Source organism: Curtobacterium sp. MCBD17_028 (assembly GCF_003234875.1).
Lineage (GTDB): Bacteria > Actinomycetota > Actinomycetes > Actinomycetales > Microbacteriaceae > Curtobacterium.
Genome location: NZ_QKTQ01000017.1, coordinates 1 through 20,065, shown reverse-complemented (window position 1 = coordinate 20,065; position 20,065 = coordinate 1). Strand labels below are relative to the sequence as shown.

Genomic DNA, 20,065 nt, shown 5'->3' with positions numbered 1-20,065 from the left:
GATGGCATCGATAACATACGATCGCGGCGTGACGGATCTGCCCTCGACCGGCGTCGCGCCGGTGCGCTCGACCCTGCTCGAACCGACCGGATCGATGATCCCGGACGCGGATCCGACGAGGACCAGTGGGACGACGATCCAATCCGGAGCGACCCTCACGTGGGCGGACCGCCGCCTGTACCGCGAGGGCGCACCCCACCGGATCCTCTCGGGAGCCCTCCACTACTTCCGCGTCCATCCCGACCTGTGGCGGGACCGTGTCCGGCGGCTCGCAGACCTCGGGCTCAACACGGTGGACACGTACGTGCCCTGGAACTTCCACCAGCCGCACGAGCAGCGCGCTCCCCGGTTCGACGGTTGGCGGGACCTCGAGCGGTTCCTGACCGTCGTCGGCGAGGAAGGCCTCGACGCCATCGTCCGCCCCGGACCGTACATCTGCGCCGAGTGGTCGAACGGGGGCCTCCCGAGCTGGCTCACCGCCCGCGGGGTCGCGCTCCGCAGCTCCGACCCGGGTTTCACGGGCCCGGTCGGGTCGTGGTTCGACGAGCTGGTCCCCCGGGTGCGGGACCTGCAGGCGAACCGTGGCGGCCCCGTCGTCGCACTCCAGGTCGAGAACGAGTTCGGCAGCTACGGCGACGACCATGCCTACCTGCTCTGGAACCGCGAGGCCCTCGTGTCACGCGGGATCGACGAGTTGCTCTTCACGGCCGACGGCCCCACGGACCTCATGCTCGACGGCGGGAGCGTCCCGGGGACCCTCGCCGCCGTCACGATGGGCTCCCGGCCGGCGGCGGCGCGGCGGCTGCAGGCGGACCGCCGACCCGAGGAGCCGTTCGTCGTCGCCGAGTACTGGAATGGATGGTTCGACCACTGGGGCGAGCCACATCACGTCCGCTCCGTCGCGAGCGCCACGTCGACGCTGTCGGGCATCCTCGACGACCACGGCAGCGTCAGCGTGTACATGGCGCATGGCGGCACGAACTTCGGCCTCTGGGCGGGCGCGAACGAACTCGACGGCGTCCTGCAGCCCACCGTCACCAGCTACGACTCCGACGCGCCGATCGCCGAGGACGGCACGCTGACCCCCAAGTTCCACGCCATGCGTGCCGAGCTCGGTGTCGACGGTTCGGTGCCGCTCCGCGTCGCAGCGCAACCATCACACCTGCCACCGCGGACGATCGCGCTGCAGCGCCGTGCGGACCTGCTCCCCGGCCTCCGGGCGGTCGGCGAGCGGTCGGTGTTCCGGCCGCTCCCCGCCGCGTACGAGGACCTCGGACTCGACGCGGGTCTCGTCGTCCACGTCGCGTTCCCTCGGATCCCCGCAGGCGTCCACGAACTCACCCTGACGGAGGTACGCGACCGCGCGGTGGTCCTGGTCGACGGGGCGCCGGTCGGCGTCGTCGACGGCCCAAGCGGTTCCGTGACGGTCACCGGCACCGGTGACGCGATCCGTCTGGAGGTCGTGGTCGAGTCCCTGGGACGGGTGAACTACGGTCCGCTCCTCGGCGGCCGCAAGGGGTTGCTCGGGCCGGTGCTCGTCGACCGGAGGATGGTCCAGGGCTGGGAGAGCGTGGCAGTACCACTCCAGGACCTCGGCCCGGACCAGCTCGACGCCGCGACGAGCGCTCCCGTCACCCGAGCCACGACCGCGCCGGCTTCCGGCTTCGCCACCGCGACCCTCGACGTCGACGAGCCGGCCGACACGTTCCTCGCCCTGCCTGGTTCGACCAAGGGCTTCGTGTGGGTCAACGGGTTCCTGCTCGGCCGCTACTGGGAGATCGGTCCGCAGGTCACCCTGTACTGCCCCGCCCCGCTCCTCCGTCCAGGCACCAACACCGTCACCGTGCTCGATCTCGAACGCCTCGGCACCGTGCTCGAACTCCGGGACGGACCGGAACTCGGCCCAGCCGAGGAGTACGTCGAGGAGTTCTGACCTCCTCCCCCGAACGGGAACGGGCGACTTCCCCGGTGTCGTCCGACCGCCGACCTGTCGGAACCAGGCGGTTTCCTGGGGGCGGGGGCGCTCAGCCGCGCCCGGTGACCGCGCGGCGGATCCGCTCGATCGGCACCTTCGGCTCGCGCTCGGCGGTGAGCAACCCGTTCGTCTCCTGCAGCGTGTCCGTCAGCTGCGTGTAGCACGAGCCCGCCAGGAACGTGCTCGCTCGGATCGCGTCGTACAGCGCCGTGATCCGGTCGAGGTAGTCGTCGCCGTCGGTCGCGGCCGTGTAGCCCCAGCCGTCCTCGCGCCGTGCGCCCGGCTGGTACTGCACGCCGCCGAACTCGGTGAGCATGACGGGCTGGCCCTGGTCCTCCACGCCGTCGACCAGGATCCGCCGGGTGGCGGGTCCCATCCCGGACAGCACCGCGGTCCGGGCGGCCGCATCGCCGTAGGTACGGGCGAGGACGGCACCGTCACCCTCGTAGTCGTGCACGGTCAGGATGTCCGACGCGGTGTGCTCCCAGCCGTCGTTCGAGATGACCGGCCGTGACGGGTCGAGCGCCCGGGTCACGTCGGCGAGGGCGCGCGAGTACGCCTGCTGGGCGCGGTCCTGCGGCACGTGCTGGATGCCCCAGCTCTCGTTGAGCGGCACCCAGGTCACGATCGACGGGTGCGACACATCGCGTTCCACGGCGTCCATCCACTCCCGCATGAGCCGCTGCACCGCTGTCGGGGTGAACGCGTAGGCACCCGGCGCCTCGCCCCAGACCAGGAGGCCGAGGCGGTCCGCCCAGAACAGGAACCGCGGGTCCTCGATCTTCTGGTGGATCCGGGTCGCCGTGAACCCGAGCTCCTTGATGAGCTCGACCTCGCGCCGCAAGGCCTCGGGCGAGGGCGCCGTGAGGTTCGAGTCCGGCCAGTACCCCTGGTTGAGCACGCTCCGGACGTCGTAGGGCCGGTCGTTGAGCAGGAACGCACCCCGGTCGACCGCGACGGTCCGGAGCCCGAGGTACGAGGACACCGCGTCGAGCACCGCGCCGGCGGGGTCGAGCAGGGTGACCGTCGCGTCGACGAGCCTGGGGTGTTCCGGGCTCCAGCGGATCTCGTCCTCGGCCTGCCCGTTCACCTGCCGGGCGATCGGCAGGACGAGGTCGACCGTGTCGGTGGCGGTGGGCACCGTGACCTCGGTCGTCCCGAGGTCCTCGCCACGGTCCTCCCAACGGAGTGCCACGCGCATCCGTGCGCCCGCCCGTGCCGCGCCGCGCAGGCGGACGCCGAGCGCGACGGCGGTCGCACCCGCGGGCACCCACCGCAGCGCCTCGACCGACACGGGCGGTACGGCCTCGAGCCAGACGGTCTGCCAGATCCCGGTGGTGCGCCGGTACCAGATCGCGTGCGGCTCTTCGTGCCAGTCCTGCTTGCCGCGGGGCTGCGTGACGTCGTGGGGGTCGTCCTCGGCGCGGACGACCAGGGTGTGGGTCCGGCCGTCGTCCACGGACGCGGTGACGTCGATCGTGAACGGCGTGTGCCCGCCCTCGTGCGTCCCGACGAGTGCGCCGTCGATCCAGACGCTCGCGCGGTGGTCCACCGCGCCGAAGTGCAGCAGCACCCGCGACGCATCGGCCGAATGCCCGGCACGCTCGAGATCCTCCGCGGAGATGCTCCGCGCGTACCAGACCACCGGGTGGAACCCCGGCTCGTCCACACCCGACGCGACCGACTCCGGCGGGAACGGCACGGTGATCACACCGGCGTCCGGGAGGCCCACGGTCCAGCCCGCGATCAGGCCTGCGTCGGCGTCGTCGTGGCGGAACGACCAGGTGCCGTCGAGGGAGGCCCATCGCCCGCGGATGAGCTGCGGACGCGGGTGGGTGCCGTCCTGCCGACTCGCGACCGGGAGGGTCGGCGCGGCGACCGGCGGAGCGACCGGAGACGGGGAGGCGGGCGTCGTGGGGACAGCGTCGTCGATGTGCACGAGTCGAATTTATACCGCTTCAAACGCGCGTGGCGATACCCTTTCCCGCATGGATCGCGTCACCCTGCAGGACGTGGCGGACCGGGCCGGCATCTCGATCGGGACGGTCTCGAACGTCGTGCGCGGGTACCAGCACGTCAGTCCGCGGATGCGCGCGCGGGTGCAGGCGGCCATCGACGAGCTCGGCTACCGACCGAACGGACTCGCCCGGAGCCTGGCCACCGGACGGTCCCGGATGCTCGGTCTCGCGTTCCCCGACCTCCGCCGCCCGTACTTCGCCGAACTGGCCCACGTGTTCGCGCGCGTGGCCGAGTCGCACGGCTACCGGCTGCTGCTCATCGAGACGGGTGGCACCGCGGAGGGCGAACGCGCGGTCCTCGCCGACCGTGAGGCCGGCACGATCGACGCCCTCGTCATGCACCCCCAGATGCTCAGCGCCGGCGAGCTCGACGGGATGCGCCGCGGCATGCCGGTCGTGTTCCTCGGCGAGGACCCGCAGCCCGCCACCTCGGACCAGGTCGCCATCGACAACGTCGCCGCCGCCGAGGACGCCGTCGCCCACCTGCTCGGTCTCGGCCGACGGCGCATCGCGTTCCTCGGGCACGAGGTCGGCGAGGCCTCCCGGACCTCGACCCTCCGACTCCAGGGTTACCGGCGCGCACTGGCCGGGGCAGGCCTGCCGGACGACCCGACGCTCCTGGTCCCCCGCGACGTCGGCGACGCGCGGGGCGCCGAGGAGGCCCTCGACGCGGCGCTCGACGCCGGCCTGCGGATGGACGCCCTGCTCTGCCGCGACGACCTCGCCGCCATCGGCGCGCTCCGCTCGCTCCGCCGACACGGGATCACCGTCCCCGACGACGTCGCCGTCATCGGGTGGGACGCCATCGAGCTCGGCGCGAGCACGGACCCGAGCCTGACGTCGGTCGCCCCCGACACGCACGGGCTCGCGGAACGGGCGCTCGGCCTCGTGCTCCGGGAACTCGACGGCGCGCACCAGGGCGGGGCGCACCACACGGTGGGGCACCGCATCCTCGTGCGCGAGAGCGCGCCGGCGACGCCGCGCTGACCCGCGCGATCACCCTCCGACGACCGCACGGGCCCATCGGCACGACGCCGCTGGGACTGTCCGAACACGACGTCGCTGCAATCGTGACCGCCACGTGACCGCGGGCTCAGCCTGCCGCGCCCGTTCGATGAAGTCCCGACCATCGAGACACCGACCAGTCCACTCTCACGGCATCGGGCGGTTGTCTCCGTCTGGGCATCTGTGGTTGGTTCGCAGTTGTGGAATCACACGACCTCGTCGGGGACGACAACTTCGTGATCGCGGGTCGGCGCGCCGAGCGCCTTGCCCAGCACGGAGCCACCGTCGTCGGCATCTCGCAGCAGGCGGGCGCGGCAGGTCTGTGCAGCCTGTGGCTTCTCGTCACCGTCACGTCCGCGTTCCGTTCGACGACGCTGATCTGGTTTCTTCTCACCGTCGCGGGAGCCGGCGTCGCTTTCACCAGCTGGATCCGCGCGCGACAGCTCCACACCCTGCTGCCCTACACGATCGAGGCACCGGAGCGCCCGTTCCAGGTTCTCGACAAGGCGCAACGTCGAACCATCGGACGGCAGATTCGCGGGAAAGAAACAGTCACCCCAGTGACTGCGAGGCTCGTTCGCGCCACACACCTGTCGCAACGGCGCTCGACACGCGCCGCACTGCCGCCACTGATCGGCATGGGTCTGGGTGTCGCTGGCTTCGCGGGGTCGTTGATCCGCACGGTCGGTGGGTGGGGGTCAGCACTGCTCGTTCTCGAACTCGCTACAGCCGTGGCAGTCACGATTGCGGGTCTCGTGGAGGCAAACAGGCGCAACCGAGTTCTCGCCGCGACAGAGCACCTCGAAACGCTTTGAAGCGGGAGCCGGTCGCTCGCTCTCGGAGTGCTCCCGATTCCGTCCCCCGCCCGCGACCGCCGTCGGTCTCTGGTGAACGATCGGCTAATGGGAAGGCTTCCAGACGAGCCACTTCCGAGCGACCTCCTCGGCCAAGTCGACGTCGAAGCGGCGCGCGATCAACAGCACCTGCGCGAGCACGTCCGCCAGCTCTGATCGGAAGTCCCCCTCGAGCTCGACGTCGGAGCGTCCCTTGTCGCGTGCCTGCCCGGCGCGGGCGAGGTACGCCTGCGTCAGCTCCCCGAGTTCTTCGTTGAGCTTCAACACGAACCAGTCATCGGACCGATCGATGCCGTGGCGCTCCGCGTAGAAGGCCGAGACCTCCTCGACCTCGTCGCTCAGCTCGTCGATCTGCACGACAGCAGTGTCCCATCGATGACGAGGAGCCGTAGTGGATGGTTGATGCGTCCCCCATCCCTGTCCTACGGCCGATCCCGCTCCGACGTCGAGCTTGCACCTCGGTAGTTTTGGCCACGATGGAAGGACGCGATGATGCGACCACTGATCCTCTCGGGCGGCCCGGCAGTCGGGAAGACGACATGCGGGCGGGCCCTCGCGGTCTCCCACGAGCGCGCCGCATACATCGACGGTGACGACATTCGTCAACTCGTCGTCGCAGGCGACGCCACCCTGTGGTCCGGTTCCGAGGGTCGTGCCCAGCACGCTCTCGCCACCCGCAACGTCGCGGCCCTCGCGAGGAACCTGCTCGCCGCCGGCTTCGCCGTCACTGCATCCGACGTGGTGACCCAGGAGACCCTGCCCGTGTACCGCGCGGAATTGCCCGGGTGCTTCGTCGTTCACCTCGTGATCAGCCTCGATGCAGCCCGCGCACGAGCAGCGACGCGGACGGTCTACATCACGGACGAGGAGTTCGAGCTCCTCCATCGGATCGCCGCCTCACCGCCGGCAGTGGACCTCGTCGTCGACGTCACCGACATGAGCGAGGAGGAGCAGGTCGACAGCCTGCTCAGGGCCTGGGTGAACGCGGATGTCTGATGGTCGAGCCTTGCGCGGTAAATCCCCGGGGGTGGCACGCTCGGGGCATGCAACGCAAGGGCCGAAGGTTCGGGGATCGCGCCGCGACCCTCACCTTGTTCTCCGGGTTGCCAGGTTCGGGCAAGACGACGCTCGCGCGTCGCCTCGAAGCTGAAGGCAAAGGCGTGCGCCTCGCTACGGATGAGTGGCAGGACCGGCTGGGCGTCCCGCATTCCGAGAGCGCGTTTCACGAGCGGCTACAAGCCGCGCTGTACCAACACGCCCTCGTCCTGCTGCGGCGAGGTGTCGATGTGATCCTCGAAGACGGCCTGTGGATGAAGGCTGAACGGGCCCAGAAGTTCGCCGACGCCCGCTCCTGCGGCGCACTCATCGACCTTCACGTGTTCGACGTCGACTACGACACGCTGTGGACCCGCTTGCAGAAGCGCAACGAGGAAGGTGCCTCCGGGGCCGCGCCGATCACGTCGGAACACCTTCGTTCGGCATGGGACTTGTTCGAACCCGTGTCTGCCGAGGAGCTGTTGCGGGTCGACTCTCACCGGACACACTCGGGGGGCTTCGCTTGAGCACGGAACACGGCGACCGATAGCCGATCGGCTACTGGACGATCTCGTCAGTCTGCACACGCTCGTGACTGATTCGACGGCGCCGGCGAGGACTACGAAGCCGGTGCGACGAGCAGCTCCTAGGGAAAAGCCATCCCGCTGAGGAATAGGGCGAGGAGTACGAGCGCACCGCCGACGATGACACACACCGCTTCGAATGGAGAGGAGCGCAGCTTTTGCGTCGCCCCCGTCTGCCGACGCTGCAAGATGCGTCGCCATTGGTGCATCAGCCCGATCAGCAGCGAGGCTGCTCCGAGTGCCAACGCGATACCGAAGAGGTTCTGCGCAAGCACGATCGACACGACCTGAACCTACCGGTCGACATCGCCCGGGCGACCGTCATCCACCCGAGGCCTCAGGCCCGCTACCGCTGGCCGATAGCGGGTCGTCCAGCGAACTTCCCACTGGGCCGCCCGCCGGCCGGGAATCCCCGCGCCGACCGGGGCGCAGGCGGTCTCACGTAGGGACTCCGCGACCTCTCGCAGTGAAGTCAGCGGTACCCGCGAGCCGGCCGGCCTCCAGAACAACGGAGCTCGCTCAGGACACATCGCCCGGCGGAACCTCCCCGACCACCGCCCCGAGCAACTCGGTGAGCGCTGCCCGGACCGCCTGCGGCAGCGCCACGGCATCGAGCTCCGCGAGCCGGTCCACGACGGGTCGGTCACCGGCGATGATCTCCCACGCCTCGAGCTTCTCGGGGTTGCCCATCTGCGCGTCGGCGAGCACGGTGCGGGCCGCGGCACGTCGGTCGGGGCCGACCCGGACCTCCCCCGCGATGCGGACGACGGCGCCGACGTCGGACGGGACGGTCGCGGTCACGCTCCAGCGCCCGTCCACCCCGGTGACGGCGACCTCGGCGCCGTCGACGGTCACCGGTCCGTCCGGCAGGGCGGCGAGGACGGTGAGCGTCCACGTCCGGACGGGCGGGACCAGGTCGCCCCGGCCCTCCGCGGGTCCGATGCGGAACGTGCGGGTCGGGAGGTCCCAGGCGAGCTCGGTCCGGACGGCCGGACCGGCGGCGGCAGCGCCCGCGTCGTCGTCCTCGGCGTCCTCCGCCAGCACGAACGTCCCGGAGGCCGCCGGCGCGACGAGCACCTCGAGCTCGCTCGGGTTCCGGGTCGCGTCGAGGTCGGGACCCGCGTCGAGCGGCAGGATCCCGCCGGCCCGCAGGAGCACGGGGATCGACGCGGTCGGCCGGTGGAACGCGAGGCTCCGGTCGCCGCGGTAGACCGTCCCGGTGAACACGTCGGTCCACGTCCCGGCGGGCAGCCAGGCTCGGACGCTCCCGAGCAGGGAGGCGGGATCGCGCGGCTCGGTGATCGGCGCGACGAGCAGCTCGGACCCGAACGCGTACTCGTTCGGGACGCGGTAGGCCTCGCTCCGGCGCGGCTCCAGGTGGTACATCGGCCGGACGAGCGGGGTGCCGGCCGCCGCCGCGTGGTTCATCGTGTGCAGGTAGGGCACCATCCGGTGGCGGAACCGGAGGGCGTCGTCCATGGCGGCGCGGTGCTCCGGCGGGAACGACCACGGCTCCTTGCGGATGAACGGGTTGTTGGCGGAGTGCAGCCGCATGATCGGCGAGAACACCCCGAACTGCACCCAGCGCGTCGCCAGCTCGTCGTCGCGCACGCCGCGGGTGTGGCCACCGATGTCGTGACTCCACCACGCGTAGCCGATGTTGGCGGCGGTCGCCGTGAACTCCGGCTGGAACGCCAGCGACGCCCACGACACGACCGCGTCGCCCGAGAACCCGACGGCGTACCGGTGGCTGCCGGGCCCCGCGTACCGCGAGAACGTCATCCCCGGGCCGCCGTTCCGGGCGGCGTCGAGGTGGTGGAAGTGGTTGAGCACCCAGAGCGGGTCGACCCCCGGCAGGTCGGAGGTGCGCCCCTGCTGCCAGTCGATCCACCAGAAGTCGACGCCCTGGTCCTCGAGTGGGTCGTGCAGGTCGCGGAAGTACGACTCGAGGAACGCGCGGTCCGTCGGCGCGAAGGGCAGCGGGCGCTCCGTCTCCGGGTCGACCCCGAGCGCCCGCGCCATCGTCGGGTAGGCGTCCTCGAACGCCCGGACGCCGTCGGCGGGGTGCAGGTTGAGGGTCGTCCGCATGCCGCGCTCGTGCAGGGCGGTGAGGAACCCCTCCGGGTCGGGGAACAGCGAGCGCTCCCACGAGTAGCCGGTCCACCCGTTCCCGAACCGCGACGGCACGGAGTCGACGCGGTGCCAGTCCATGTCGATCACGGCGACGGAGAACGGGACGCCCTCGTCGTCGAACCGGTCCATGAGCGCCAGGTAGCTGTCCGCCGTGTACGGGTGGTACCGGCTCCACCAGTTGCCGAGTGCCCATCGCGGGAGGCGCGTGGGCGGTCCCGAGACCGCGTACAGTGCCGAGACGGCGGCCGGGTAGTCGCGGCCGTACGCGAACACGTAGAGGTCCTCGCGGTCCGCGCCGCGCACGCCCACCCAGCCGTCGTCCTCGAACAGGAACGAGGCGGCGTCGTCGACCACCGCGATGCCGTCGGGCGCGACCACGCCCGGTTCGAGGTCCGTCCGGCCGTCGACGTCGTCGAGCGTCCGCGCCGTCCCGCCGAGGTCCCGCGTCGGCTCGCCGTACCGCCACCGACCGGTGTCCGCGCCGATCATCTCGACGAGCAGCCCGCTCGCCGAGAACGGGCCGCCGTCGTACCGCAGCCGTGCCCGGGCCGTCGTCACGACGACGCCCCGGCCGGACCGCTCGACGTCGAACGGCACGGCCGGCAGGTCGCGGCGGATCGCGAACGTGGAGGCCCGGTCCTCGAACCCGCCGTCGGCCGACCGTTCGACGCGGAACAGCCCCTCGGTGAGCACCGTGATGCGCCAGCCGTCGCCGTGGACCTGCTGGTCGTCGCGCGCCCGCGGCGCGGCGCCGGGCAGCGGCCGGATGACGGGCAGCGCGGTCGGAGTGGCGTCGGGCGTGGGCTGCGTGACGGAGTCGGACATGGTCCTCCAGGTCGGTGGGGTGGTCGGACGCGACGGTACCCGTGTGCGGTGGGGTGGGCCTCCCGGGCGGGACCCCGTCGTCGGCGCGGGCGGCGACCGTCGGTCAGTGCTTGACGGCGCCCTGCGTCACGCCGCTGATCACCCAGCGCTGGGCGAACAGGTACACGACGATCGTCGGCGCCATGGCCATGAGGTACGACGCGAACGCGACGTTGTAGTTCGTGCCGAACTGGCTCTGGAAGATGTTCTGCACGACCGGCAGGGTCTGCAGGCTCGGGTCCGCGGTGATGAGCGACGGCATCATGAAGTCGTTCCACGACGCCAGGAACGCGAAGATGCCGACCGTGGCGTTCATCGGACCGAGCAGCGGCAGCACGATGCGCCAGAAGATCTGCCACGTCGTCGCGCCGTCGATGCGGGCGCTCTCCTCGAGCTCGATCGGCAGCGAGCGGAGGTACGCCGAGTAGAGCAGCACGCTGAACGACAGTTGGAACATCGCGTGCAGGATGCCGACGCCGACGGGGTTGTCAAGGCCGGTCAACGCCGTGAGCTGGATCTGCGGCAGGGCGACCACCGGGAACGGCAGGAACAGCGCAGCGAGCAGGTAGTACAGCGACCAGCGGTAGATCCGCTTGTCCCAGTTGCGGGCGATCGCGAACGCGGCGAGCGAGCTGAGGAACAGCGTCAGGACGACCGTGATCGCGGCGACGCCGAGCGACAGGCCGAACGACACCGGGAAGTGCGTGAGCCGCCACGCCTGCACGAAGCTCGCGGGGTTGAACGGCGCCGGGAGCGAGAACGCGTTGCCGTCCACCGACTGGGCGCTCGTCTTGAACGCCATCGACAGCGTGACCCACAGCGGGGCGAGCACCGTCAGCGACGCCAGGATGAGCAGGACGGTCAGCGGCCAGTTCGTGCGACCGAGCCGACGACGCCGACGCGTGGTGGTGGGGCGGCCGGCGCTGGAGCCGGCCATCTGGTCGTGGTGGAGGTCGACAGAGGTCACAGTCGGATGGTCCTTCCGCGGGTGACGAGGAGCTGGGCGACGGAGATCACGACGGTGACGATGAAGAACACCGTGGCGTTGGCCATCTGGTACGCGTAGTCGCCGCCCGTGAAGCCGCCGAAGATCGTCATGGCGACGCTGCTCGTGGCGGTGCCCGGGCCACCGTTCGTCAGGCCGACGATGACGTCGTAGGCGCCGAGGTACCCCTTCACGCCGAGCACCGTGTTGATGACGATGAACCCGGCGATGAGCGGCAGCGTGATGGAGCGGAACTGCTTCCAGGAGCTGGCGCCGTCGAGCGCGCTCGCCTCGTACAGGTCGTCCGAGATCGCCGTGAGGCCGGCGGTGTACACGAGCAGGGCTCCGGGGATCGTCTGCCAGGCGGACACGATCACGATGGCGAGCCACGCGAGGTCCGGGTTGCCGAGGATGCTCTGCTCGAGCGGGTGGAACCCGACCGCGGTGGCGAGGGCCGGCAGCGAGTTCGAGAACAGGTAGTTGAACACGTACGCGACGACGATCCCGGAGATCACCATCGGGATGACGAACACGCTCCGCAGCGGCGCCGCGAACCGGATCCGCCGCGACAGCGCCACGGCGAGCGCCAGGGCGATCACCTGCGCGACGACGACCGTGACCGCCGCGAACCCGAGCGTGAAGCCGTACGAGGCGATGATGTTCGGATCCGTGAACAGCGTGGTGTAGTTCCGCAGCCCCAGGAAGGACCACCGGCCGTACCCGACGTAGTTCGTGAAGCTGTAGAAGATGCCGATCACGGCGGGCACCACGACGAACGCGGTGAACAGCGCGAGCGCCGGGAACAGGAACAGGGCGTAGATCGGGTCGACGCGCCGCCGTCGAGCGGGCCGGGTCGTCGGTCTCGGCGGCAGTTCATCGGCGGTTCGGTCCGACAGGGGTGCTTGCAGGGTCACGATCGCTCCTCGTCGAGGTCGGACATCGTCATGGGGGTCATACGAGTGCGTCCCGTCCGGCGAGGCGCCGCCAGTCCGCGTCGAGCTGGCGGAGCATGCCGTCGAAGTTCCCGCTCCGCGTGGCGGACTGCAGGTAGTTGCCGAGCGGGATCGAGTTCGGCATGAACGTCCCCGCGCCCTGGTAGAACGCGGCCCGGTCGACGAACGGCTGGAGGCCCGCCACCCGCTCGTCCTGCTGCGCGGGCGCGCCCTTCCGCGTCGAGTACGCCAGGTTGTCCTGGTTGTAGGCGTCGATGACCGACGGACGCATGAGGAACTCGACGAGTTCGCGAGCTTCCTCGCGGTGTGCCGTCGCGGTCGGGATGTAGAGGCCGAGGTCGATGTTCACCCGGGCCTTGCGGTCCGCCGGGTCCTCGGACACGGGCAGCGGGAACGTCCCGACCGACAGGTGCTTGTCGACGAGCGCGATCTGCCCGAGGGCCCACGGCCCCTGCAGGTACATCCCCACCTGGCCCTTGCCGAACGCCAGGTTGCCGTCGGCGTACGAGCGGACGGCGTGGTCGGGGTTGAAGTACGTCGAGATCGTCTTGGCGCGTTCCATCGGGACCGCCAGGGTCTTCTCGAACGAGACCTCGGAGTCGGGTCCGACGTCCGTGCCGAGTTCCTTCATCCGCCGGAAGAACCGTCCCGTGTCGACGAGGCTGCCGACCGCGTAGTCGAACAGGCCCTGCCACAGGGTCCACGTGTCCTTGTCGGTCGCGTAGATCGGGGTGATCCCGGCCTGCTTGAGCTCCTTGCAGACGTCGACGAACTGCGACCACGTCTCGGGCACCGGCAGGTGGTGGTCGGCGAAGATCTTCTTGTTGTAGATGACGCCGGCCGCCGCGAGGGAGTAGGGCAGCACGCTCGTCCGGCCCGGGTACGTCGCGTACTGGTCCGTCAGGGAGCGGATGTCGGTGCGGACGGTCCGGGCCGAGGGCAGGTCGGACATGTCGCTGAGCACGCCGCGCTTGATGTACCGGGCGAGCTCGAGGTTGTCGTTGAAACAGCCGACGTCCGCCGGGGCACCGCGCACGAACTGCGGGGCGATCACGTTGGTGGAGTCGTGCACCACCGAGATGCCCGGCCGCTCCCGCTCGAACTGGCGGAGCAGCGTGTCGAAGTAGGCGATGACCTCTTGCTTCTGCTCGTAGAACCGGAGGTGCGTGGTGCCGCCGCCGGCACCGGGCGCGGCACAGCCGGCGAGACCGAGCGCAGCGAGTGCGGTGGAGCCGACGAGGAAGGACCGGCGGCTCACTGAGACAGGACGGGACACGCGACATCTCCCTTGATTGCGGCGTGCGCGCCAATTTATAGCGCTCAAAATCCGGTGTCAAGCGGGCCGCTCAGCGGTGGCCGCCGGGGTCCGTCCCGTCCGACCAGGGAGGCCGCCTACCCTCCGGAGCATGACCGACGATCGACGCCGCGAACTCGGCTCCACCGACGCGCCCGTCGAGGACGAACTCCTCGAGTCCTTCGAGGCGACGATCGAGGAGGGCGCGGAACGGCTGCAGCGGACCGTGCGGGCGGTGCTCATCACCGGGTTCTTCGGTGGTCTCGAGGTCGGCCTCGGCGTGATGGCCTACCTCGCGGTCCTGACCGAGACCGGGAGCCACCTGCTCGCGGGACTCGCGTTCGGCATCGGGTTCATCGCCCTGCACCTCGCGCACAGCGAGCTGTTCACCGAGAACTTCCTCATGCCCGTCGCGGCCGTCGTCGCGCGCGAGGGGAGCCTGCTGCAACTCCTCAAGCTGTGGGGCGGCACCCTCGTCGCGAACCTCGTCGGCGGGTGGGTGTTCATGTGGCTCGTCGTCCAGGCGTTCCCCCAGTGGCACCCCACGCTCAGCGAGGCCGCGCACCACTACATCGACGCCCCGTTCGACCTGCAGAGCGTCGTGCTGGCCGTGCTCGGCGGCAGCACCATCACCCTGATGACCCGGATGCAGCAGGGCACGGACTCCGATCCCGCCAAGCTCGTCGCCGCCGTGGCCGGCGGGTTCCTGCTCGCGGGCCTCCAGCTGTTCCACTCGATCCTCGACTCGCTGCTGGTGTTCGGCGCGATCCAGAGCGGTGTCGACATCACGTACGGACAGTGGCTGGGGTGGTTCGGGTACACGCTGCTGTTCAACCTGCTCGGCGGCCTGGTGTTGGTCACGGCACTCCGGCTGCTCCGGACGAAGGAGCTGATGCAGGGTCGGCGACAGACCTCGCACGACCACCCGGATCGCGCTTCCCACCAGCAGGCGGACTGACGCACCCGGTGGTCGGGTGCGGGGTCAGACCCCGAAGCCCTCGCCGCCGGTCACGGGCACGACCGCTCCGTTGAGGAACGTGCTCTGCGCCACCCACCGGATGACGTCCGCGATCTCGTCGGGACGCCCCACCCGCCCGAGCGGGATCCGCTCGAGGAGGGCTCGACGGTGCTCGTCCGTCATCGGGGCGAGCATGTCGGTCTCGGTCGGGCCCGGTGCGACGGCGTTGATCCGGATGCCGCGCGGGCCGTACTCCCACATGACCGACCGCATGAAACCCTCGAGCGCAGCCTTCGACGCCGTGTAGTGGCTGCTGCCCGGGATGCCGACGCGCGCGCTCTCGGACGACACGAGCACGATCGAGCCCGACCGCTGCCGGTTCATCGCCTTCGCCACGTGCTTCGTCGCGAGCATCGCCCCGACCAGGTTCACCTCGAGCACCTCGCGGATCGACGCCGCGGTCATCCGCACCAGGAGCTCCTGCGGTGCGACGGCGGCGTTGACCACCGCGACGTCGAGCCCTCCGTGCTCCACCGCCATGCGCACCGCGTCCGCCACGGATCCCTCGTCGCGCATGTCGGCCTCGACCCCGACGACACCGGACGGGACGCCCGAACCACGGTGCGTGCCGACGACGCGATGGCCGGCCTCGTGGAACGCCGTGGCCGTCGCGGCGCCGATGCCCCGCGATGCCCCGAACACGATCACGGACAGCGGTTCGACGTCGGTCTGCACGGGTCGATTATCTGCTACGGTCCTGTTCGTGCGGGGCGGATGCCTCGTGAGCATGGCCGCTGGACAGCGGCTCAGGCTGGACGTTCTGGGGCGCGGACGCGCTCGGTCCGGCCCTGCCGTGCCCGCCCCGGGATCCCGAGCGCGGAGGCACAGGATGGCGAACACCGAGGTCGATCCCGTCGGCCGGTGGGTCGTCGTCGATCACTTCGGTGCCGTCACGACCCTGCTCGCGGTCGGTGACCAGGAGCACGCCGGGGTCAGCCCTCGGCGGAACCTGGACCGCCGCGCGCGCGAGGTGCTGCTCCCCGCACTGTCCGAGGTGATCGGGTCGGGCGCGGCCCTGCGACGCATCGTGCACCTGGGGGGCGATGCGTACCAGGTCGACGCCCGGCCCGTGATCACGCCGGACCGGTCGCACGTGACGGGCGCGTACGGCGTGTTCGTCCCGGCCGCCGACCCCGTGCCGGAACCGCCGCTCATCGGTGCCTGGCAGTGGACGGTGGACACGTCCGGCAACAACGTCGGGTCGACCTCGTCGCAGTGGGACGCCGACCTCTACCGGTTGCACGAGTTCACCCCGGACGAGGTCCAGTCGAGCCGAGGTCCGGTCGGCGACTGGTTGACGCGACTCCTGCCGTACGAGGAGCGTGCTCGCGTGAAGACGACGGTGGACGCCGGGCTCGCGGCCGCGAACGGGGTGCACCAGCTCCTCACCTTCGGTGCCGTCACCCGCCCGGACACGCCGAACCCCGGCCGCAAGCAGTTGGCTCTCGTCGGCACGTCGACCGTCCTGCCCGACCGGCCGGGCGTGTTCTACGCCTACGGGTTCACGCGGGAGGTCCCGAAGCCGAGCACGTACCGCACGACCGGTCTCGACATCGTCGACGCGGCGGAGTTCGCCCGCGCCTACTTCGCGCTCGCGGGTGACGTCGCGTACGCCGCCGTCGACTGCCTCCAGTCGTCGACGTTCATGACGTCGCCGAGCTGGGGGCGGCTCGGGCTCCACGAGCCGTTCGAGGGCGACATCGCCTCGCTCGCGCTCGCGGAGGACCGTCCCGCCTTCGAGGAGTTCGTCGCCGCCGCGCGTCGGAGCGTCGACCACGACGCGGCCACGCACGACGTGCGACTCGTCCGCGACGACGGCTCCCCCGCCCGGTTCCGCGTCCGCGCGGCGCGGGTGGACCGCACCGCGGCGGCGAGCCGGTACCTGCTGCTGTCGTTCGAGGCACGCTCGTGAGCCTCCTCGCCGGCAAGACCGTGCTCGTCTCCGGCGTGTTCACCGAGTCCTCGATCGCGTTCCGCACCGCCGCGATCGCGCAGGAGCAGGGCGCCACCGTGATCCTGAGCGGGTTCGGGCGGCGCCGTCGCATCACCGAGGCCGTCGCACGACGGCTGCCGACGACCGCGCCCGTCGTGGAGTTCGACGCCGAGGAACCGGCCGACGTGGGCCTCCTGGCCGGCCGGCTCCGCGAGCACACCGACCGACTCGACGGCGTCGTGCACTGCATCTCGGCGAGCCTGCCGTCCGTGGTCGGCGACGGGTTCAGCGATGCCGAGTGGGACGACGTCGCCCACTCGTTCCGGGTCTCCGCGTACTCGCTGCAATCGCTCGTCCGCGGCGCGGACCCGCTGCTCGGCGCGGGCGCGAGCGTCGTCGGGTGCACGCTCGACGCCTCCCGTGCCTGGCCCGTCTACGGCTGGGCCGGCGTCGCCAAGGCGGCGTACGAGTCCGTGAACCGGTACCTCGCGCTGCACCTCGGTCCGCGCGGCATCCGCACCAACCTCGTCGCCGCCGGCCCCGTCGACTCGTTCACCATGCGGGCGATCGAGGGCATCGACCAGGTGAACGGGCTCTGGGAGGACCGTGCGCCGCTCGCCTGGGACCGCACCGACGCGACCCCCGTGGCCAGGACGGTCGTCGCGCTGCTCTCCGACTGGCTGCCGGCCACGACCGGGTCGATCGTCCACGCCGACGGCGGGTTCCACGCGGTCGAGTACTGACCGGGGCCGGAGGTCGACCCGGCCGGGACGTGGAAATGCCCCGGCGGACTCGGGGGAAGCCCGCCGGGGCGGATCCGCGGAGTTGGGGGGAACGCCGCGGACAGGTCGATGCTACCCCTCGCAGGCCGCATCGCGTGGTCTGGAGCGTCGTCTCACCATCCCGTGTCGAGCGTGTGCTGCACGAGGAGGGCGGTCAGGACCTGGACGACCAGGCCAGCCCATCGCCAGCGGGGTGAGAGCAACGCCGTCCCGACGAGCACCCACGGCGCGAAGGGCAGCCAGATGCGCTCCACCTCGGCCTTGCTCATCCCCGACACGTCGGCGAGGAACACCATGGCGGCGCCGGCGAGTGCCAGGACCACCGGGACGACGGCCGCCCGAGGGAGCCGCCGGTACGCATGGATCCAGCCGTGACCGCGCACCAGCGCGCGTGCGCGCACGAGCGTCTGTGCGACGGCAGGCCCGATCACCGGTCCCGCGCTGAAGGCGAACGCGGCCAGGTCACCCCAGACCCAGTACCCGAACGGACGCTTGTGTGCCACGCCGTTGTAGTACCGCTCGCGGAGGACCGGGTACGCCTCCCACCAGGCGAACCCCCACAGCGCGAACGCCCCGACGACCGCGACGGCACCGAGCAGCCCCCACACGAGTGGTCGCCACGAACGTGCCGCGACGAGCACCCCCACCGCCAGGACGCCGAGCAAGGGCAGCCCGTAGGAGAGCATGACGCTGTACCCGAACAGCAGTCCCGCTGCGACACCCCACGCGGCGGCGGCCCCGCCGCGCCGGCTCGTCGCCGACCGCGCCAACAGACAGGCCGCCCAGGCACCGCACGCAGCGAACACCGCGTCGGCGGAGACGGCCGACCAGACCGCTGCGGGACCGAGGACGAGGAACGGGGCGGCACGGCGGGCGGCGGAATCGGCGCCGAGGGTACGCAGGGTGAGCAGCACCGCGACCGGCGTCGTCGCCGCGACGAGCAAGGTCATCCAGCCCGCCGCCAGGCCGGTCGTGAACCCGAGCCGGACGAGGACCACGTAGAAGAGCAACGCCCCGGGCGGGTGCCCGGCGATGTGGACCGGCCACTTGCCCGGGCCGCCCACGATGCGTGGGATGAACCCGTGGAGGGTCTGGGCGAACGGATGCCCAGCCACGGCCCGCGCCGTGTCCATGTACTCGTACGGGGTGTCGAGGACGTGACCGATGCCGTGGGAGCCGTCGACCAGTGCGAGCGCCGCGAACCACGCCAGCGTGACCGCATACGCGCCGGGCACGAGCACCGCCCAGCGCGCCCGAGCGGCCACCCGGTGTGCGAACACCACCCCGAGCACCGCCAGCGCCACCGCCGGCAGTGTCCCCGGCCCGACCCGCGGGTCCCAGTGCGCGTGCAGGGGAGGGAACGCGATGACGTGCACGCGCCAGCCGGTCAGTCTCGGGATCAACACTGCCGCGGCCATCAGGAGGACGGCGACGGCCAGGCCGACCACCGCCGGGGTCCACGGTCGTCGCACGTGGTGTTCAGGGAGGGACATGGGTCTCCGGTTCCGGCCGTCGAGGAACCGTCTCATGCAACCAGATCGCAGGCCCGACTGGCCCGCCGACCGCACGATCACGCGCCGCGAGCGCACGCGACGTCAGCCGAGCGACTGCTGCTTGGCCTGGATGACGCGCCGCGCGGCCGCGTCGACCTGCTGCCGGAAGGACGCGTCGGTCCGGGCCTTCGCGACGACCGCGTCGACCATCGGGTCGACCACGCTCGGGTCGGCGGAGGCGAGCACGATGTCCGATCCCGCCTGGATCGCCAGGACCGCGCGTTGCGCCGGGGTCCACTGCTGCACCTGCGCGGCGGTCGAGAGGTCATCGGTGACCACGACGCCGTCGAACCCGAGCTGGCCGCGCAGCAGGCCCTGGACCACCGTCGGCGAGAACGCGGCCGGCATCGACGGGTCGATCCGCGAGTAGTACGCGGTCGACGTCATGACGAACCGGGCGGCGTCATGGACCTCGGCGCGGAACACCTGCACGGACGGGCTGTCGGCGGTCGTCACGCTGTCGGTGACACCACTCGTGTAGTCCGTGTTGCCCGTCACGTTCCCGAGGCCCGGGAAGTGCTTCACGACGCTCTGTACGCCGGCCGCCTGCAGGCCCCCGCGGAACGCGTCGGCCGCGCCCGTGATCGTGCCCGGGTCGAAGCCGAGTTCGCGGCGGTACCGCCCGATCGGCGGGTTCGCCGCCGCGGTCGCCGCCGAGGGCAGGAGGTCCACCACCGGCCCGAGGTCGAGGTCCACCCCCGCAGCCGCGAGCTGCCGCCCCCACGTCACCGCGTCGTCGTGCAGCGCGGCCGGCGGCATCGTGCCCTGGGCGAGACCGTCCGGGATGTCCGAGAACCCCGGGCCACGGAGCACCTGCACCTGCCCGCCCTCCTGGTCCGTGGCGACCAACATCGGCAGTCCCGCGGTGGTGTCGTCAGACACCAGACCGGTGACCTGCCGGACGACGGCGGCGGTCGCGGCCGTGCCGGACGTCGAGCGGCCGGAGAGGAACACGTTGCCGACGTGGTGCGTCCGCACCGCCTCGAGCGCCTGGGCGCCCGCCGCGGTCGCCGGGGTGCCCACCATGAACAGCTGCCCGACGCGTTGCTCGAGCGTCAGGCCGGCGAGCGGGTCGGGGG

At 71.2% G+C, this 20,065-nt stretch carries 18 protein-coding genes; 8 read left to right on the top strand and 10 right to left on the bottom strand.

Features of this window, described 5'->3' with window-relative positions; all coding sequences use genetic code 11:
• The first annotated feature begins 28 nt into the window (after positions 1 to 28).
• Positions 29 to 1,933, top strand: coding sequence for a glycoside hydrolase family 35 protein (locus DEI86_RS14220; protein ID WP_258376564.1), 1,905 nt, complete (start codon positions 29 to 31; stop codon positions 1,931 to 1,933).
• A gap of 91 nt (positions 1,934 to 2,024) precedes the next feature.
• Here the strand turns inward: DEI86_RS14220 and DEI86_RS14215 are convergent, their stop codons facing one another.
• Positions 2,025 to 3,914 (bottom strand): sugar-binding domain-containing protein, encoded by a 1,890-nt coding sequence (locus DEI86_RS14215; protein ID WP_309146566.1) that lies wholly within the window; start codon positions 3,912 to 3,914, stop codon positions 2,025 to 2,027.
• 49 nt (positions 3,915 to 3,963) lie between these two features.
• Between DEI86_RS14215 and DEI86_RS14210 the strand changes: the two genes are divergently transcribed.
• A complete protein-coding gene (locus DEI86_RS14210) occupies positions 3,964 to 4,980 on the top strand; it encodes a LacI family DNA-binding transcriptional regulator (protein ID WP_111049957.1) in 1,017 nt (338 codons plus the stop codon).
• A gap of 218 nt (positions 4,981 to 5,198) precedes the next feature.
• Positions 5,199 to 5,813, top strand: a complete 615-nt coding sequence (locus DEI86_RS14205; RefSeq protein WP_111037340.1) for a hypothetical protein — start codon at positions 5,199 to 5,201, stop codon at positions 5,811 to 5,813.
• 84 nt (positions 5,814 to 5,897) lie between these two features.
• On the opposite strand, the gene DEI86_RS14200 is transcribed toward DEI86_RS14205, so the two are convergent.
• A complete protein-coding gene (locus DEI86_RS14200) occupies positions 5,898 to 6,209 on the bottom strand; it encodes a pyrophosphatase (protein WP_111049956.1) in 312 nt (103 codons plus the stop codon).
• Between the two features lie 135 nt (positions 6,210 to 6,344).
• On the opposite strand from DEI86_RS14200, the gene DEI86_RS14195 reads away from it, so the two are divergent.
• Both DEI86_RS14195 and DEI86_RS14190 read left to right on the top strand, forming a co-directional pair.
• A complete protein-coding gene (locus tag DEI86_RS14195; RefSeq protein WP_146244952.1) occupies positions 6,345 to 6,848 on the top strand; it encodes a hypothetical protein in 504 nt (167 codons plus the stop codon).
• A 47-nt stretch (positions 6,849 to 6,895) separates the two neighbouring features.
• Entirely contained in the window at positions 6,896 to 7,414 is a 519-nt protein-coding gene (locus DEI86_RS14190; protein WP_181435223.1) for an ATP-binding protein, read from the top strand.
• 119 nt (positions 7,415 to 7,533) lie between these two features.
• Here the strand turns inward: DEI86_RS14190 and DEI86_RS14185 are convergent, their stop codons facing one another.
• From DEI86_RS14185 to DEI86_RS14165, 5 genes are all read right to left on the bottom strand, one after another.
• On the bottom strand, positions 7,534 to 7,755 hold the full coding sequence (locus DEI86_RS14185; RefSeq protein ID WP_111037344.1) for a hypothetical protein: 222 nt from the start codon (positions 7,753 to 7,755) through the stop codon (positions 7,534 to 7,536).
• Positions 7,756 to 7,990: 235 nt separating this feature from the next.
• Positions 7,991 to 10,429, bottom strand: coding sequence for a glycoside hydrolase family 31 protein (locus DEI86_RS14180; RefSeq protein ID WP_111049954.1), 2,439 nt, complete (start codon positions 10,427 to 10,429; stop codon positions 7,991 to 7,993).
• Positions 10,430 to 10,532: 103 nt separating this feature from the next.
• On the bottom strand, positions 10,533 to 11,405 hold the full coding sequence (locus DEI86_RS14175; protein WP_111049978.1) for a carbohydrate ABC transporter permease: 873 nt from the start codon (positions 11,403 to 11,405) through the stop codon (positions 10,533 to 10,535).
• A 26-nt stretch (positions 11,406 to 11,431) separates the two neighbouring features.
• Positions 11,432 to 12,367 (bottom strand): carbohydrate ABC transporter permease, encoded by a 936-nt coding sequence (locus tag DEI86_RS14170; RefSeq protein WP_375334773.1) that lies wholly within the window; start codon positions 12,365 to 12,367, stop codon positions 11,432 to 11,434.
• A 37-nt stretch (positions 12,368 to 12,404) separates the two neighbouring features.
• Positions 12,405 to 13,664: an ABC transporter substrate-binding protein gene (locus DEI86_RS14165; RefSeq protein WP_111049953.1), complete on the bottom strand. Its 1,260-nt coding sequence runs from the start codon at positions 13,662 to 13,664 to the stop codon at positions 12,405 to 12,407.
• Positions 13,665 to 13,812: 148 nt separating this feature from the next.
• Here DEI86_RS14165 and DEI86_RS14160 point away from each other — a divergent pair, with 148 nt between their 5' ends.
• Entirely contained in the window at positions 13,813 to 14,658 is an 846-nt protein-coding gene (locus DEI86_RS14160; RefSeq protein ID WP_111010955.1) for a formate/nitrite transporter family protein, read from the top strand.
• Positions 14,659 to 14,682: 24 nt separating this feature from the next.
• Here DEI86_RS14160 and DEI86_RS14155 read toward each other — a convergent pair whose 3' ends face one another.
• Positions 14,683 to 15,393, bottom strand: coding sequence for an SDR family NAD(P)-dependent oxidoreductase (locus tag DEI86_RS14155; protein WP_181439793.1), 711 nt, complete (start codon positions 15,391 to 15,393; stop codon positions 14,683 to 14,685).
• Positions 15,394 to 15,547: 154 nt separating this feature from the next.
• On the opposite strand from DEI86_RS14155, the gene DEI86_RS14150 reads away from it, so the two are divergent.
• Positions 15,548 to 16,630 carry a hypothetical protein gene (locus tag DEI86_RS14150; RefSeq protein ID WP_111049951.1) on the top strand — a complete coding sequence of 361 codons (1,083 nt, stop codon included), beginning with the start codon at positions 15,548 to 15,550 and terminating at the stop codon, positions 16,628 to 16,630.
• A complete protein-coding gene (gene fabI / locus DEI86_RS14145) occupies positions 16,627 to 17,394 on the top strand; it encodes an enoyl-ACP reductase FabI (protein WP_111049950.1) in 768 nt (255 codons plus the stop codon). Before DEI86_RS14150 ends, fabI begins: the two co-directional genes overlap by 4 nt.
• Positions 17,395 to 17,546: 152 nt before the next feature.
• On the opposite strand, the gene DEI86_RS16345 is transcribed toward fabI, so the two are convergent.
• Both DEI86_RS16345 and DEI86_RS14135 read right to left on the bottom strand, forming a co-directional pair.
• The gene (locus DEI86_RS16345; protein ID WP_146244951.1) at positions 17,547 to 18,926 is read right to left on the bottom strand and encodes a hypothetical protein; all 1,380 of its coding nucleotides are present in this window, start codon (positions 18,924 to 18,926) and stop codon (positions 17,547 to 17,549) included.
• A gap of 102 nt (positions 18,927 to 19,028) precedes the next feature.
• The coding region (locus DEI86_RS14135; protein ID WP_111049949.1) for a glycoside hydrolase family 3 N-terminal domain-containing protein at positions 19,029 to 20,065 on the bottom strand (1,037 nt) is incomplete at its 5' end.